This is a genomic window from Occallatibacter sp. (assembly GCF_035317045.1).
Taxonomy (GTDB): Bacteria; Acidobacteriota; Terriglobia; order Terriglobales; family Acidobacteriaceae; genus Telmatobacter.
The window spans coordinates 90,302-106,797 of the sequence record NZ_DATHHT010000033.1; the positions used below are offsets into that span (position 1 = coordinate 90,302).

Here is a 16,496-nt window from a genome sequence, read left to right on the forward strand (position 1 = left end):
TAAATCGCACTCACACTTTGGTCTCGCCCGATTCGGTCTCCGCACCTTTCAGGGGATCATTATCGCGATCGGTCACATCCACAAGTGCCGCGACCCGGGCCGCCAGCGGCGTGGTCCAGCTTCCTTCCGGCACACGCCAGCTCCAGTTTCCGCTGGGTACCGCCGGCGTATTCATCCGGGCCTCAGAACCGAACTCCAGCAGATCCTGCACCGGCACAATCGCAATCTCCGCCACGCTCCCCGCCGCCGCGCGAATCAGCGGCCATGTTGGGCGATTGTTCACCGGACCAACCAGCGCCTCAACGGCCGCGCGCTCCGTCTTTCCCAGCGTTGCCCACCACCCATGCGTCGTGTCGTTATCATGGGTGCCGGTATACGCTGCCGTACCAGGCACAAAGTGATGAGGCAAGTGGATGTGAGCCCCTTTGTCTCCAAATCCGAACTGCAGCACGCGCATTCCCGGCATCGCCAGCTTCATTCGCAGCGCATCCACCTCGGGCGTAATCAGCCCCAGGTCCTCGGCTACAAGCGGCAGCGGCCCCAGTGCTGCTTCCAGCGCTTCAAACAGCTCCAATCCCGGCGCCTTCACCCACGTTCCATTGATTGCCGTGTCCTCGGCCGCCGGAATCGACCAGTACGCTTCGAACCCTCGAAAATGATCGAGCCGGATCATGTCGTACAGATCGCGTGACCTGTGAATCCGATCGATCCACCAGTCAAATCCACGCGCGCGCAGCACATCCCACCGGTACAAAGGATTTCCCCACCGCTGTCCGGTCGGTGAAAAATAATCCGGCGGCACTCCGGCAATATGCACCGGCCGCAGATCCGCATCCAGCTCGAAGATGTCAGGATGCGTCCACACATCCGCCGAATCCATGTTCACGAAAATTGCAACATCACCCAGGATGCGAATCTTGCGCCGTGCCGCCGCCGCGCGCAGATTCGTCCACTGCACCGCAAACGCAAATTGCAGTACCTGCTCCTGCGCCAGCATGCGTCCCGACTCCGCCGCGACCTGTGCCAACGCCTTCGGTTCCCGCCGCCCTATCGCTTCCGGCCACTCGGTCCACGCACCGGTATTGAACCGCCGTCGCAACTCCGCATACAGTGCGTAGTCGGTCAGCCAGCCTGCCTCGACGCTGCAGAATTCCTCAAAGCGTTTCCACTGCGCTGCCAACTCCGGATCGTGCGGCCCGCGATCGAGAAAATTTCCCGCGGCCTCGTACAGCAACGGCAGCTTCCGCGTCTCCACTTCGTCGAAATTTACATTGCCGCTGCGCCCCGCAAGCCCCGCAATGCGATCTCCGCCGATCCAACCCCAATCCACCAGGTACTCCAAGCTGATGAGGTAGGGGTTCCCCGCAAACGCCGACGAGCCCGCATACGGCGAATTCCCATATCCCGTCGGACACAGCGGCAACACCTGCCACACATGCTGCTTCCCCGCCGCCAGAAACTCGATAAACTCATGCGAGGCAGGGCCAAGATCCCCAATCCCTCCGTACGAAGGCAAAGAACTGATGTGCAATAAAACGCCAGAGCAACGCCGGAAATCCATGTCGTTATTATCTCCGCTGCGCATGCCGGACAGCCCCGCGCACGATTCGCATCCCCAAAAAACAACGAGCCCGCTTCCAATCGTCGGAAGCGGGCCCTTTCCCCTCGAAACCTCGGTTGCGAACTACTCGCCCGTAAGCGGACTCTGCGGCTTCGCGTTCATGTGCACGAGATTCTTCTTCTTGTAATCCGTAATGATGCTGTTGGCGAAGATTTCAAATGCCTCCTGCCGCTTCTGCTCGAGCATCTGGTCCCTGACCTGATCGAGATTCTTCGCCATGTCCGCGTCGCTCGGCTGTTGCTTGTCCACCAGCTTCGCCACCACACCCGTCCTGCCCGCATTGATCGGTCCGGTGATCGAGCCGGGCGTCTGGTCAAACAACTGCGGAGCCACCTGCCCCACCGCGCCCAGTTCCGGCACCTGCCCGGTCTGATCCACCAGGTCGCTCGTCTTGAAGCTTGCACCCATCTCTTTCGCGGCTTTCGCAAGGTCGTTTTCCGCCTTCGCCTTTGCTGCCAGTTCCGCGGTCTTCTGGCTCAACAGCGCGGGGACCTGCTCGTTGCGATAGTCGTCTTCCACGTGGCTCTTCCAGTCCGCGAACGTCGGCGCATGCGCTGCAATCACGCTTTTCACCTGGAAGACCGCATACCCTTCGCCCGTGGGTGCCGATTGCGGCGGATCGCTCGGCTTCGCATCAAACGCATGCGCGATCAACTGCGATCCATCCGGCAGCGCCGGAATCACGCCCTTCGCATTCACCGGGGCTGTCGTTACCAACTGCAGGTGATGCGCTTCGGCAGTCTTTTCGAGGCCGCCCTTGATCGCCTCTGAAGTCAGTTGATGCGCAAAGGCATCCTGCGTCGCCGTCGACTTCTGGCGAATCAGCGTCGCCTGGATCGTCGGCAAAACTTCAGAAAGCGACTGCGCATGCGCCGCCGTCCGCTCCTCCACCTGCACAATGTGATAGCCGTACTGCGTCTTCACGATCTTGGGATCGCCGAGCTTCTGCGTGAAGATCGCGTTGTCAAACTCCGGCACCATGTGCCCGCGCTGCGCAAAACCCAGCTCGCCACCGGAATCCTTGCTGCCCGGGTCGTCTGAATTCTTCTTCGCCAGATCGGCAAAGTTCGCGCCCTTCTCAAGCTGCTTCAGAATGTCCTCCGCCTTGGCCTTCGCCGCAGCATCGGTCTTCGCATCCGCATTCGGAGCTACCTGGATCAGAATGTGCCGCGACTTGGCCTGCTCCGGCACCGAGTACTCGCTCTTGTGCGCGTTGTAATAGGCCTCGATGTCCTGCTGCGTGGGTTGCTGCACGCCCCCCGGAACATCGTTCGGCGTAAACGCAAAGTAGCTGATTGTCCGCTCTTCCGGCACGGCATTCGCGTAGCGAGCCGAGTTCTTCTTGAAGAACGCCTGCAGATCCCCATCCGACGGATTGATTGACTTGCGAATGTCGTCCGACGCAATCACCGCGTAATCGAACTTGATCTTGGTTCCCTTCTTGAGGTACTCCGCGCGCGCTTCCTTCTCGCTCACCGTCACGCCGGCTGTCACATACGCCCGCAGCCGCTGAATCGTGATGTCATGGCGGACACTCTCTTCAAACTCGGTCACCGACATGTCGAAACGGCCAGCGATCAGCGCTGTGTACTGGTCCTGTCCGATGAACTTGCCGTTCGGAAACAGCACCTGCCCCGCCTGCCCCTCGTGCAGAAACTGAAGTACGTCATTGTTGTTCGCTGAGATCCCCAGTTGTGCCGCTTCGGCCAGCAGAATCTGCTGCTGCACCATCTGCTGTCCTACCTGGTTCTCAAACAGGCTCACGATCATCGGGTTCGACGCATACTGAGGATTGCGCTGCTGCAACTGCTGCCGCGCCTGCGCCGAAACCTTCTCCTGGCTGATCGTTTCACCGCTGGCGAAGAACTTGCTGTACCAGTGCGGGTACACCACGGCGTAGGTGCCCGCCGAAACGCCACCCTGCCCGGTCAGGCCGGGAATCAGGTATACGACCATCGAAACCGAGGCCGCCGCAATGATGACCACGAACAAAGCTTTAACGAGGCGATTGTCTTTCGACTGCAGGAAACGAATCATGGGTGGGTTTAAGCCTTCAACTCTCTACGCGCATACTGGAAAGCTTCGCCGTCCCGCAAGCGGATTCTCTGGGGGCAGCTCTCTCAAAAAGCGCAATTCTCGCTCATAGCGATGCCTCTTCATTATAGACGACCTCAGACCCTGCCACGGCTTTCACACCAACCTGGCCTGTCGAGAACAGCAGCACACCGTTTCATCACTCCCGTATGGCCTTTTCCCGGGCGCCAAGGTACGATTCGGGAAATCGTGCACTCTCCCCGAAGTGCCACGAGTCCGGCTGCTGTTCTTTTCCTCGTGAGGTCCGCCATGACCATCCTGCTTCAGGACTTGCGTTATGCCCTGCGCATGCTCCTCAAATCCCCGGGCTTCACGGCTATTGCCGTCCTCACCCTGGCCCTCGGCATCGGCGCAAACACCACGCTCTTCTCCGTCGTCAACGGCGTGCTGCTCAATCCCCTGCCTTACCGCAGCCCCGGCCAACTGGTCGCCATCTACGAAAAGGATGCAGCCCTGGACCGCGCCCCCATCAGCTATCTCAACTTCCTCGACTGGGAGCGCGCCAGCAAGACCTTCGCCTCCATGGCCATCTATCGTCACGAGGACTACAACCTCACCGGCACCGCCAAGCCCGAGCGCCTCAACGGCCTGATGGTCTCCGCCGGCTTCTTTCCCACCCTCGGCGTCCAGCCCATTCTGGGCCGCACTCTCACGCGCGATGACGATCATGCCGGAGCCGCCCCCGTCGTCGTGCTCAGCGGCGGATTCTGGAAGCGTCGATTCGCCGCATCGCCCGACGTCATCGGTCAGACCATCACTCTCCGGGGCACGGCCTACCAGGTCATCGGAGTTCTGCCGCCCGGCTTCGCCTTCTATGGCGTCGATCGCGACATCTTTACCCCCATCGGCCAGTGGACCGATCCCTCTTTCCTCGATCGCCGCGTCGAAATGAGCGCCCACGCCGTCGGCCGTCTCAAGCCCGACGTCACCCTGGCGCAAGCCCGCACCGACATGGACTCCATTGCGCACACTTTGGCTCTCAATTTCCCCGAAGCCGACAAGGACGTGGGCATCTCCCTCACCACCTTGAAAGACGACCTCGTCGGAGACGTACAGCCTCTCCTTCTTGTGCTCCTCGCTGCCGTCGGCTTTGTTCTCCTCATCGCCTGTGCCAACGTTGCCAGTCTCCTGCTCGCCCGCGCTACCCGCAGGTCCGGAGAGTTTGCACTCCGCACGGCTCTCGGCGCTGGACGCATCCGCGTCATCCGCCAGCTCCTCACTGAAAGCCTTCTCATAGCCGGAGTAGGCGGTGCGCTCGGATTGGTGCTGGCCTTCGTCGGGACCCGCACCGTCGTGCGCCTCTTACCCGCCGCACTGCCCCGCACTGATCAAATCTCCCTCGACACCCGCGTGCTGCTCTTTACGCTCTCCGTCTCTCTCGTGTGCGGCCTGGTCTTTGGACTTCTCCCCGCTCTCAAATCCTCGCGCACCAATCTGCAGCTGGTCCTTCGTCAAAGCAGCCAGGGCGCTGGCGGAGCGCGTCATCGTCTCCAGGGAATTCTCGTCGCTCTCGAAGTCGCGATGGCCCTTGTTCTTCTCATCGGCGCAGGCCTCATGCTGCGCACGCTGTCCGCGCTCTGGCGTGTCGATCCCGGCTACATCCCCGCCAACGCCATCACTTTCTCCATGTCCCTGCCCACCAATGCGAAGACCTCCGCCGCGGAAACCCGCGCACGCCTCCGCCGCTTCGATGCCGCCATCAGCGCCATTCCCGGCGTTGAAGCAGTCTCCGTCACCCTCGGCTCGCGCCCCATGATTCACGACTCCGAGCTTCCTTTCTGGATCAAGGGGCAGCCAAAGCCCGCCAACGATAACGACATGCCCCAGGCCATGTTCTATCTCGTCGAATCCGGATTCCAGCGCGCCATGGGCATCACGTTACAGCGCGGCCGTTTCGTCTCCGCGCACGATGACGAAAACACGCCGGTCGTCGTCGACATTGACGATGTATTCGCGCAAACCTGGTTCCCAAACCAAAACCCCGTCGGCCAACACATCCACATCGCAGAATTCGATGTTGAAGCGGAAATCATTGGCGTCGTGGGACACGTCAAGCAGTGGGGCCCCGGCAACGACGCGCATTCCCCCGTTCAGGCCGAGTTCTACTACCCGTTCATGCAGCTCCCGCCCAAGCTCATGGCCCTCGTCGCCGACGGTGTCGCCGTTGTCGTGCGCACCCACGACAGCGCAGCTAGCGTGATGCCCCCGGTCCGCCTCGCCGTCTCCGAAACCGATCCCGGCGCCGTCATCTATACCGTCCAGACCATGGATGAAGTCCTTGCCAACTCCCTCGCTCCCCGCCGCCTTTCCATGATTCTGCTTGCCGCATTCGCTATGCTCGCCGTCGCCATGTCGTGCGTGGGAATCTTCGGCGTCACGTCCTATCTCATCGGCGAACGCACCCGCGAAATCGGCGTCCGCATGGCCCTCGGTGCGCGCCGCGGCGACGTTCTGCGCCTCGTCGTCGGCCAGGGAGCACGCATGGTTTTTCTTGGTGTGCTGGTAGGAGTCGCCGCAGCTTTAGCCCTCACGCGCCTTCTGAGCAACCAGCTCTACGGCGTGGGCGCGCGCGATCCGCTCACCTTCATCGGCGTTGCCATCGTTCTTCTGGTTGTAGCTGTGTTCGCGTGCTACATCCCCGCCCGCCGCGCCACCAGGATCGATCCCATCGTAGCCTTGCGCTGCGAGTAAACGCGAACTCGCGCTGTGGCTGATGATGATCGAGGCGCGGAACGCCCGCGATCAGGACTGAAGCAGATCCCCTCTACTCTTCCTGTTCCGTCGCGGTGGCCTCGGTCCCGGCTCTTCCGAAGTTGAACCGAAGCATCCACACGCTGCGCTCCCGATCGCCATTCTGCACTGGCGGCTTGAACTTCCACGAAAGCGCCGCTCGTTGGGCGATCCTTGCAAAATAATTTCCCCTGCCCGGCACCACGTATGCCGCGTCTGAAACCGTGCCTTCCGGGTTCACCGAAACACGGATCAGCACCTCTATTGGCCTTCTCATCCCCCCGCGTGCGCCAGGCGACACCGTCGGCAATACGCGTTTTTCCACCAGCCCCTTCGCGTTCTCTTGCGTCCGCTCGCGATCCCCAGAAGCGGGTGCCGGTGGAACCGGCTGGTTCACCGTGGCCGCGCTTTGCGTTTCATCCTGCGGAGTTCTCTTGGTTTCCGCAGGCTGAGCGCTGGATTGCGGTTGGGAAACACCCGCGGCTTGCGCAGCCGGACCACTGGCAGGTTGCGCTTGCGGAACATCTTTGTCTTGCTCCTGCGATGCAGCCGGATCGGTCGCCGGTGCCGGTTGCGCCGGTGCCGTTTGCTCTGCGGCCGGCGCAGCAGGAGCAGTTGCTTGTTTCTGAGGCGTGGGTTCGCTGATCGCAGCCGCCTGCTCCGACCCCCTTGATGACGCCCCGGCCTTGTGTTCGCGCACAAACAGAAATGCGCCGATCCCGATCACTGCGAGTAGAACAACGGCGGCATAGGGCACCACCCGGGACTGAGGCAGGTGCGCCTCCTCAAAGTGAGTGAGCGTCCCGGAAAAAAGAGCCGGTTCAGATGATGCATCTGTTTCAATCTCCTCCGACGCGGAAAAGCGTGCCGCCGGCTGAGCAATGATTGGAACCTCGCTCGTGGCGATTGGCGCTGTCGCAGGCAATATGCCGTTGACCACGGGGCCTTCGATGACGGGCTTATCCTCCTTGGTCGGAATCGACCCCTCGGAGAGCGGCATCGCGTTGTTTGCGCTCAGCCGTTCCTGAACACTCTGAAGCGTGCACCGGCGAAGCGGATCCAATCGCAGACTTTCCCGCACAATTTCGCGAAACGGACTCGGCAGGGATTCCGGGACCTCCGGTTCATCTTCGCGCCACAAGTCCCACGACGGCGGAGCGCCCGCCATCGCTTCCCACATCGTTATACCCAGCGACCAGATGTCCGCCGCCGCACTCGCCTCACCCTGCCACAGCTCAGGCGCATCATAGTTGCCCGGCGCGGAGATCTTCCTCTTCACTGACCCGGCGATCAGTAAATCGGTGATTGCGAGTCTCGGCTTCGAGCCGGCCAAATGAATGTTCGATGGATTCACATGGCCGTGAATGACCCCATTGCTGTGCAGATAGGAAAGCGCATTGACAATCGGGTCGAAGATTTCTTGTGACCGATCCGCTGCGATCGATCCGCTCTCAATCGTCTTTGCAAGATTCGTGGAACAACGTTCGCTGACGACATACACCAGGGCCTTCGCATCGATAACGCATCGGCCCCTTGCCAATATTTTTTCCAAATGCGGGTGAGACAGAGACATTGCGAGATCCCATTGCGCAAGGTCTGCATCCTCCTGGGCGCTGTCAGTCGAAATCAGTTCAATGACGGCTTCGTGCAGGCCCTGAAGGACAGTGAGATATGAGCCGAAATTCTCGTTGCCTCCCAGCCTTTTCAGGAGCGGAAATCTCCCCTCGACAACGCGTCCCTCCCATCCGTCGACCAAAGAAGCCATCTCCATGGGAATCAATTCTATCCAAAGACACTGCGCTCAACGGCCCGTTCCCCGCGTCTACGCAGTACTTTCGATCAGGCTATGTTTGTTGTTTTCGAGATCGACACAAGCAGTAAATCTGATCGTCGATTGCGTCAACCCATGTCCGACTAAAAACGGCGGGCACCCTGTTATAGGATGCCCGTTGTCTTACACTCGCAAGTTTTGTCTTACAGAATCTGCCCGATGTCTTGCTGTATCCGGCCCGACTTACAAGCTGTCTCACAGCGTCTTACCGCCAGTAGTAGTACCCACCTGTAAAGTAATACGGCCTGTAATACACCGGAGCATACCCATACGGGTACCGCGCATATGGAGATGGCCCGCGACGATACAAATTTGGTCCACCCGGGTTCAACCCCTGCGCCAACCGCATCGCCTCCTGCTGCGTAACCGGCTGCACCGTCACTGGAGTCGCCAGGTGGAAGCTCACCAGCGCTTCCGCCGGAATCCATACACCCGGACCCGAAGATGCCGCCGATGCTGCTGCACCCGCGCCGCCGCCGGCAACCGCACCAATCGCAGCGCCCTCACCGCGGCCCACCGCGCCACCAATGATCGCGCCAATCAGCGCGCCGCCTACGACGTTGCCGGCCGAACGCTCACCTTTGCCCGGTCCCTTCACTTTGAACAAGTCCGACTGCAGAGGATAATTCTGTCCCATCAGGTCCAGCGAAGTCAGTTCCAGCGCCAGCTCATTGCTGCCGGTTAGCGAGCCCTTTTCAGACCGCTTCACCTCGGCAATCACGCCATGCACCGTCGCGCCGCGTGGAATTGCCAGCACCCCGCCCATGGTCACATCCTGGATCACCGTGAACTGGATCGGCTCGCCGTCCTTGGCGCGCTTGCTGTTCACCGGCTCATTCGTCCGCACCTGGATCAGAGTTCCCTGCGGAATGCCGACCGGTCCACGCGGCATCTCGTACCGCGGCGGAGGCGGAGCCTGCGCATAGTCCGGACGCTGTCCGTATCCCGGGGGTGGACCCTGCTGTCCATATCCCGGGGGTGGACCCTGCTGTCCGTATCCCGGAGGAGGAGCCTGTCCGTATCCCGGAGGCGGAGGTGCCTGTCCATAAGCCGGAGGCTGATTCTGCCCATATCCCGGCGGCGGCGGTGCCTGTTGTCCATATCCGGGTTGCTGCCCATATCCGGGCGGCGGAGGTGCCTGTTGTCCATATCCGGGTTGCTGCCCATATCCGGGCGGCGGCGGAGCCTGCTGCCCATACGCCGGCTGCTGCTGCTGGTTCTGATCACCCCAGTTCGGCGGAGGGGCCTGGTTGATGCTCGGCGCATTCTGCCCGTTATCCTGCGACCCCTGCGGCTGCGCCTGTGCGTCCGCCATGTCGTTCGATGGATCGTTTGCCGGCGCGCCCTGCGCATTTGCGTCATCCGCCGGATTCCCGATCTTCAGGTTGTTGTGAATCTTGGTCACGCCCGGAACCGTCTTCGCAATCGATTCTGCAAGCTGCTTTGACGAGTCGCTCGACACCGTTCCCGAAAGCGTCACCTCGCTCTGGACCGTCGCCGCCGTGATCAGGTCGTTCTTCAGGGCCTGCGAAGCGTCCAGCGCATGCACCACGTCCATCTCAATCTGGCCATCGCTCCGCGGTCCGCTTGTCGGCGCGGCGTCCTGTGCCACCGCCATCGCCCCCGCCAAAGCAATCACACCCATCGAGGAAAATACCCTGAACATCCATGATTTATTCATTCTCAAATCTCCCGCACGCCTGCTTGTGCTGATGCGCATCATTGCTGTGCCGATGTCCTTTATTTTGACGGGCACTTGTACCCGCCGTCATCGTTACTAACCCAGGTCCCGGCCAAAAGTTCCGCGCTTTGGTAACAGATTCGCACCCCCCGAGCCCCTGAATCCGCATGCCTTACGCCTGTGATGCCACCTGCTCCTCAGCCAGCAACCCGCCCGTCAGTTCCTCGTTGTCGGGAAAGAAGATCTGGAACACCGTACCCGAGGCCCCGCCCTCCGACCGCGCCCGGCTGCGCAAATGGATAATTCCGTGATGCTTCAGGATGATCTCGTGACTCACCCAAAGTCCTAGACCGGTCCCGGTAGCTCCCTTGGTTGTAAAAAATGCCTCAAACAGCCTGCCCTGCACCTCGCCGGTCATCCCGCTCCCGGTATCGGCAATCGTAATCCGCACCCCCTCGCGCAGCGGGTGCACCCAGTCCCGGGAACGCCTCGCTCGTACGATGAGCCGGCCCCCGCCCGCCGTTGCATCCATGGCGTTGCTCACAAGGTTTGAAATCACTTGGCGTATCTCGCCCGCAAAGCAGAACACATCGAGGCTCGGATCGTAGCTCCGCTCCACCGTGACACCCAGCGTCCCAAGCCGCGCGCTGTACATGTTCAGCACAGCGTCCAGCAGCTCCTCCATCGTGGCCCGCGCCGGCAGCGTCGATTGCCTATAAAAACGAAGCGTCTGCTGGGTGATATCCGACATGCGCCGCACCTCGCGCTCCGCAATCGTCACGTAATTCAATGCGACGGAGTCCAGCTCGCAGAACCTGCGCAGCAGGTAAAGCAGGTTCGTGATCGCCTCTAGCGGATTGTTGATCTCGTGCGCGATTGAAGCGGCCAGGCGCCCCGTTGCCGCCAGCTTCTCTGTCCGGCGCAGCGCATCCTCGCTCCGTTTGCGCTCGCTCACATCCATCACAATTGCGCCCACCCAGCGCACCCTTTCGGGAGTGGGCCGCACCGGGTAGGCAGTCACCAGCCAGGTCCACATCACACCAGTCTCGCTGCTTTTCCCTTCCAGTTCCAGATCGTGTACCGGCTGCTCCGATTCGATCACGTGCCGAATCGCGTCCTCCAGGCGAATGGCAATGCGCTCCGGTAGCACCTCTGGCAGCGTGCGTCCCAGGTGCCGGCTCAGTGCTACTCCCGTCATCTCCGCGAATACTTGATTCACCCGCACAATTCTGCACTGCCGATCGAAGAACACCAGCCCGATCGGCGCATTCGCCAGCATTGAATCCAGCAGCGACAGCGTGTCGTTCAATCCCGAGCGCTGTTCCTCCAGTGCGGCCACCATCCGGTTAAAAGCCTGGATCAGATCCCCGAACTCGTTGTCCACCGTTACCGGCAGTGGAAACTTCGCGCTCGTGCCCGGTCCCTCCATTAATGCGCGCGTCCCTCCTTGCAGAACGCTCAATGGCCGCGAAATGGAGCGCGACATCAGCAGCACCAGCAATCCCGATGCGCCAATCCAGATCAGCCCGAACGAAAACGAGCTGTGCCAAACCGTCTTCAGTTGCTCGGTATCCCACGAGCGGTCCGTCTCGACCCACGCATATCCGCGAATGTCCTTACCGTCGTAGATCGCCTTCACACCTTCGCGACGGTCATTGCCAAATGAAAATACGCGCGGCTCGTGCGCGTGCATCAGTGCGATCTGCGCTTTCTCTTCGGGGAGCAGTTGGGATGCCGCGTCGCCCTGGCTTACAAAAAGCACGTTCCCTGCCAGATCGGTGATCCTGGCCTGCGCCACGCTCGGCGCTTCGCCCATCATTCGCAACGACGGCAACATCATCTCCGGATGCTGCTGCCGATACGCCTCTTCCGCCTGCAGGGCCATCGAAGTGGCCTGGTGCGCCAGCCGCTCCAGCGCGCGTTGTCGAATCTGCCGCCCCTCGATGTTGACAAGGAACGTGGCAAACAGCGCTACTGAGAGCGCCTCAAGTAGCATCAGCCAGACAATCAGCTGCCACCGGACCGTGCGCGGCCACCACCGCATCAGTTCACCCTCATATTCATCGGAAACACGAGTGCCTTAAGTTTACCAATGAGCGCTGTCATTCTGAGGGAATAGGCCCAAACGCGGTTCCGTTTGGGGGCGTTGAGCGAAGAATCGAAGAATCTGCTTTCCAATTGACGCTGTCATTTTCCAATCGACGCTGTCATTCTGAGCGAACGGAGCCCCAAACGCATTTCAGTTTGAGGGTGGTGAACGAAGAATCTGCTTTTTGCATTCCCGGTTTCTGTCATCGACTTCAGACTCACCTCGCTACGAACCAAGAAGCGCCCGCGCAATCTGCCCCCCATGAAATCTGCCGTTCTCAATAAAGATCTCGTTGGTGCGCGATCCAGCCACAATCACGCCCGCCAGGTAAATCCCCGGCACGTTGCTCTCCAGCGTCTCCGCGTTGCACACCGGCAACTTGTCGGGCCCCTCGAACCGTACTCCCATGTTCTCGAGAAAACTGAAGTCCGGATGATATCCCGTCATCGCAAACACGAAATCGTTCTTGATCGTCTCGCGACCTTCCGGAGTTTCAATCACCACCGCGTCCGGCGTGATCTCGACGGCATTGGCGCGAAAGTACGCCTTGATCTCCCCGTTCTTGATGCGATTCTCAAGGTCCGGCTTGATCCAGTACTTCACATGGGGCTGAACCCCCGCACCGCGATAAACCACCGTCACACGCGCACCGCTCCGCCACAATTCCAGTGCGGCAATGGCCGCCGAGTTCTTCCCGCCGATCACAACAACATCCATATCGAAATAAGGATGAGGATCGTTGTAGTAGTGAAACACCTTGCTCAGCCTCTCGCCGGGAATTCCGATATAGTTCGGCAGATCGTAGTACCCGCTGGACACGATCAGCTTGCGCGCCTTCAACTCACCCGGCCTTCCGAACCGATCCTCCGTATGCACCGTGAAAGCGCCGTCCGCGCCTGTCACCCGCTCCACGCGCTCATACTGCCGCACATCCAGCTTGTAGTGTGCCGCCACCAGCCGGTAATACTGCAACGCCTCATTGCGCGAAGGTTTTGGATTCGGACTCGGAAACGGAATGTTCCCAATCTCCAGCAGCTCCGGCGTCGTGAAAAACGTCATGTGCGATGGATAGTGAAACAAGGAATTACAAACGCATCCCTTGTCCACCAGCACCACGCTGAACCCGGCCTTCTGTGACTCGATCGCGCAAGCCAGCCCCGTCGGCCCCGCTCCAATCACCAGCACATCAAACAAAGCGTCCGCAGCCTTCGCCCCATCGCGCACCAGCATCGACGAGGGTATCGCGTCCGGAATAGAATCCGCAGGATATTCCGCCATGACTCAAGCTTAGGACATCCACCCGACCAGCCGATCACTCGACCAACGTTCCAAGGTCCTCTCCACTCGTCTCCCGAATCATCAGCAACCCCACGATCGACAAGATCGCCGAGGCCGTCAGGTAGTAGCCGACAAATGAAAGCCCATACTTGTTAGCCAGCCACGTCGCAATATATGGGGCCAGCGACGCGCCCAGAATACCGGCCATACTGAATGCAAGCGATGCGCCGGTGTACCGCACCGGCGTGGGAAACATCTCGGAAACCACCGTGCCGAGCGGCCCATACGTCACGCCCATCAGCGCCAGCCCAAGCACCATCATCAGCAGCGCACCCTTCGGTCCGGCTGTGAACATCGGAGCCAGAAACAATCCAAAAACCGCAATCAAAATCGAAACCCCAAACATCACCGGCCTTCGCCCTCGCTCAGCGAGCCATGCTGAAGGCGGAATCGCTAGCGCAAAAAACACCACCGCGATCAGTTGCAGCACAAGAAACTCTGCGCGGGGATAGTGCAAGGCGGTCGTTCCCCACGACAGCGCAAACACCGTCATCAGGTAAAACAGAACAAAGGTCGCAAGGCAAACCAGAATCCCTGCGATCAAGTCTCGTGTGTGCCTTCGAAAGACCTGCGCGATGGGAATAGCCATGGGTTTCGCGCGCTTGGCCGCAGCCTGAAAGACCGGCGTCTCCGTGATCGATAGCCGCACGTAAAGACCAAGCAGCACCAGAACGGCGCTCGCCAGAAACGGCAGCCTCCACCCGAATGCAAAAAACTGTGCATCCGTCAGCCACCGCGAGAGCAAAAGAAAAATCCCCCCCGACAGCAGAAAGCCCAGCGGCGCCCCAAGCTGAGGAAACATGCCGTACAGCGCGCGCTTTTTCGGCGGAGCATTTTCCACCGCCAGCAGAATCGCGCCGCCCCACTCTCCGCCCAGCCCGATCCCCTGCCCGAATCGGCAGAGCGCCAGCAACAACGGCGCCGCTAACCCAATTGACTTATAGGATGGCAGCGTTCCAATCACGAACGTCGAAACGCCCATCGTCGAAAGCGCCAGCACCAGCGTCCGCTTGCGTCCGATCCGATCCCCGAAGTGCCCAAACAGCGCCGACCCAATCGGCCGCGCCACAAACGCAATCGCAAACGTAGCCAGCGACGCCAGCACCGACGATGCGGGATCCGTCGCCGGAAAGAACAGCCGCGGAAACACAAGCACCGCCGCCGTCGCATAAATGTAGAAATCGAAAAACTCAACCGCCGTCCCCACCAGGCTCGCAAACAAAACCTGCCGCGGCGTATTGATGCGCTTTTTTGCTGCTTCAGGGAAGGTCATCAGCTTGTTGCATTCTAACCAATGCGTCTGTCAATGATTGCCATTCAACGCACCGCCACAAACGCAAGTGTCATTTTGAGAGAACGAGGCCCCGAACGCACCAGGGGCCCCGAAGAGCGTCAAGCTCTTTGGGGCAGGTTCGGGGGTGGTGAGCGAAGAATCTGCTTTTCAGCCTCACTACACTCCTTCTGATCGGAACTACGATAGAGCTGTGCCCACCAACGTCCTCTTCACCATCGGTCACTCGACTCACTCGATCGAAGAGTTCATCGCATTGCTGAACGCGCACCGCATTCGCCATCTCGTCGATGTCCGCTCCATCCCCAAATCACGCCACGTTCCGCAATTCAACACCGATGATTTGTCATCCTCGCTCAGCGCCGCCAACATCGCCTACACGCATCTCAAAGCCCTCGGCGGCCGCCGTCACAGCCGCAAAGACTCCACCAACACCGGCTGGCGCAACCCCTCCTTTCGCGGCTATGCCGACTACATGGCCACGCCGCAATTCGCCGAAGGCCTCGCCGCCCTCGCGCAAATCGCAAGCACCACCCCAACCGCCATCATGTGCGCCGAAGCCGTCCCGTGGCGCTGCCATCGCTCCCTCACCTCTGACGCCATGATCCTCAAAGCCTGGGAAGTCCGCGACATCCTCACCACCGCCCCCGCCAAAGAGCACAAACTCACGCCCTTCCTCAAAATTGTCGACGGCCAACCCACATACCCCGCATCAGACGAATCCGCCACGCTGTTCGATCCTCCTAAAAAAAAATACCATCTTGAGCGCTCCCAGAGCGCAGTGAAGAGGCAGTGGAAAGATCTGCCCCGCAGACTCAATTACCGGCATCGAACAAGGGTGCCCCATCCAAGCTCCGCTTGGGTGGGAAAGCACGATCCCAACAATCGCCAGTCCTTCTTTCGGTCGCGTAGCGTCACGGATGCCCGGGTCCGGGCCCCACGGAAAGCGGAGGTATCGCAGTCCTGTCGCCGATCTCCAAGGAAGGGTAAGCTAAATAAATGTTTGAGCGGTCTAGTGAAGTCTCTGTCTTGAAAGGCAGAATCAAGCTATTAGAACAGCGCAAGCAACGCTTGTTGGCTGCGCTACGCGTCGAGGGAGATACGCACGACCACTATTTTTCGCAATCGGAGTTGGAGAGAATTGAGTCTCAACTTCAGGAGGCGAACCTTGAACTGGGCGAGGGCCCCAGGTCTCGCCTTTGAGACCTGGGAAAGCTGCAACGTCCGCGAACGGGCCTTTTCACGCGTGGTGAAGCGCAGTCGAAACATCTGCGGTTCTTCGCGAGATTCCAGCTGCAGAGATCCTTACTTCCGATTTGACGGTGATACGGCCAGAGCAGCCAAAATCACTTTGGACAGATTGGTTCCAGCATGTAAATACTGTTGCCCACTTCGTTCGCTTTATGAGAATACTTTGTGGGGAATACTAGTGCCGGTTGCGGTATGCCGTTTTTGTGCAGAATGAAAGCTAGATAATAGTTCGCTTATTTCGATCACGGCTTTCTTGGTATCGAGGGTGACGCCACTCTTGTCTCGAAGCTCCACAGTGATATCGTCGTCGAGCTCATAGACCGAGGGACTGCCACAAATATCTCCTGAACAGATTTCGACGCTGCCACAGAGGCAAGAAACCTTGTGCCGTCGCGCGGATTTCAGTGTTGAGCAGTCTGATGTACGGTTCGAGGTTTGGCAGACCGCGACGGAGCTGAGAACTAGCAGTGCTACATTTGCAAGGGCGCGGTTCACGGAGCCGTTGTCCTCCCATTCGGGTTATATCCAGCAGGAAACAATGCTACAGCGTCGGTTCGATTCACGCGGTGT

Annotated in this window: 9 protein-coding genes; 2 read left to right on the plus strand and 7 right to left on the minus strand. The window is 60.0% G+C overall.

Translation table 11 applies throughout. The features are described from left to right. Positions 1 to 10: 10 nt before the first annotated feature. Together malQ and VK574_RS16070 are read right to left on the minus strand one after the other, a co-directional pair. Positions 11 to 1,561, minus strand: a complete 1,551-nt coding sequence (gene malQ, locus VK574_RS16065; protein ID WP_472800873.1) for a 4-alpha-glucanotransferase — start codon at positions 1,559 to 1,561, stop codon at positions 11 to 13. 123 nt (positions 1,562 to 1,684) lie between these two features. Next, positions 1,685 to 3,658, minus strand: a complete 1,974-nt coding sequence (locus VK574_RS16070) for a peptidylprolyl isomerase (RefSeq protein WP_472800874.1) — start codon at positions 3,656 to 3,658, stop codon at positions 1,685 to 1,687. 306 nt (positions 3,659 to 3,964) lie between these two features. Here VK574_RS16070 and VK574_RS16075 point away from each other — a divergent pair, with 306 nt between their 5' ends. Then, a complete protein-coding gene (locus VK574_RS16075) occupies positions 3,965 to 6,406 on the plus strand; it encodes an ABC transporter permease (protein WP_472800875.1) in 2,442 nt (813 codons plus the stop codon). A 73-nt stretch (positions 6,407 to 6,479) separates the two neighbouring features. Here the strand turns inward: VK574_RS16075 and VK574_RS16080 are convergent, their stop codons facing one another. From VK574_RS16080 to VK574_RS16100, 5 genes are all read right to left on the minus strand, one after another. Further along, positions 6,480 to 8,210 carry a protein kinase domain-containing protein gene (locus VK574_RS16080; RefSeq protein ID WP_472800876.1) on the minus strand — a complete coding sequence of 577 codons (1,731 nt, stop codon included), beginning with the start codon at positions 8,208 to 8,210 and terminating at the stop codon, positions 6,480 to 6,482. A 271-nt stretch (positions 8,211 to 8,481) separates the two neighbouring features. After that, positions 8,482 to 9,957, minus strand: coding sequence for a BON domain-containing protein (locus tag VK574_RS16085; RefSeq protein ID WP_472800877.1), 1,476 nt, complete (start codon positions 9,955 to 9,957; stop codon positions 8,482 to 8,484). Positions 9,958 to 10,129: 172 nt separating this feature from the next. After that, positions 10,130 to 12,001: a sensor histidine kinase gene (locus tag VK574_RS16090; RefSeq protein ID WP_472800878.1), complete on the minus strand. Its 1,872-nt coding sequence runs from the start codon at positions 11,999 to 12,001 to the stop codon at positions 10,130 to 10,132. A gap of 270 nt (positions 12,002 to 12,271) precedes the next feature. After that, positions 12,272 to 13,276: a YpdA family putative bacillithiol disulfide reductase gene (locus VK574_RS16095; protein WP_472801006.1), complete on the minus strand. Its 1,005-nt coding sequence runs from the start codon at positions 13,274 to 13,276 to the stop codon at positions 12,272 to 12,274. 82 nt (positions 13,277 to 13,358) lie between these two features. Continuing rightward, on the minus strand, positions 13,359 to 14,657 hold the full coding sequence (locus VK574_RS16100) for an MFS transporter (protein WP_472800879.1): 1,299 nt from the start codon (positions 14,655 to 14,657) through the stop codon (positions 13,359 to 13,361). 211 nt (positions 14,658 to 14,868) lie between these two features. Between VK574_RS16100 and VK574_RS16105 the strand changes: the two genes are divergently transcribed. Beyond that, complete coding sequence (locus tag VK574_RS16105) at positions 14,869 to 15,708, plus strand: DUF488 domain-containing protein (RefSeq protein ID WP_472800880.1); 840 nt, start codon at positions 14,869 to 14,871, stop codon at positions 15,706 to 15,708. The last annotated feature ends 788 nt before the right edge of the window (positions 15,709 to 16,496 follow it).

Bases quoted from the DNA above. Each gene is read 5' to 3' on its own strand.
- VK574_RS16090 (WP_472800878.1), bottom strand. From the start codon at position 12,001: ATGCGGTGGTGGCCGCGCACGGTCCGGTGGCAGCTGATTGTCTGGCTG.
- VK574_RS16095 (WP_472801006.1), bottom strand. From the start codon at position 13,276: ATGCTGGTGCGCGATGGGGCGAAGGCTGCGGACGCTTTGTTTGATGTG.
- VK574_RS16080 (WP_472800876.1), bottom strand. From the start codon at position 8,210: ATGGCTTCTTTGGTCGACGGATGGGAGGGACGCGTTGTCGAGGGGAGA.
- VK574_RS16070 (WP_472800874.1), bottom strand. From the start codon at position 3,658: ATGATTCGTTTCCTGCAGTCGAAAGACAATCGCCTCGTTAAAGCTTTG.
- VK574_RS16085 (WP_472800877.1), bottom strand. From the start codon at position 9,957: ATGAATAAATCATGGATGTTCAGGGTATTTTCCTCGATGGGTGTGATT.
- VK574_RS16100 (WP_472800879.1), bottom strand. From the start codon at position 14,657: ATGACCTTCCCTGAAGCAGCAAAAAAGCGCATCAATACGCCGCGGCAG.
- malQ (WP_472800873.1), bottom strand. From the start codon at position 1,561: ATGGATTTCCGGCGTTGCTCTGGCGTTTTATTGCACATCAGTTCTTTG.
- VK574_RS16075 (WP_472800875.1), top strand. From the start codon at position 3,965: ATGACCATCCTGCTTCAGGACTTGCGTTATGCCCTGCGCATGCTCCTC.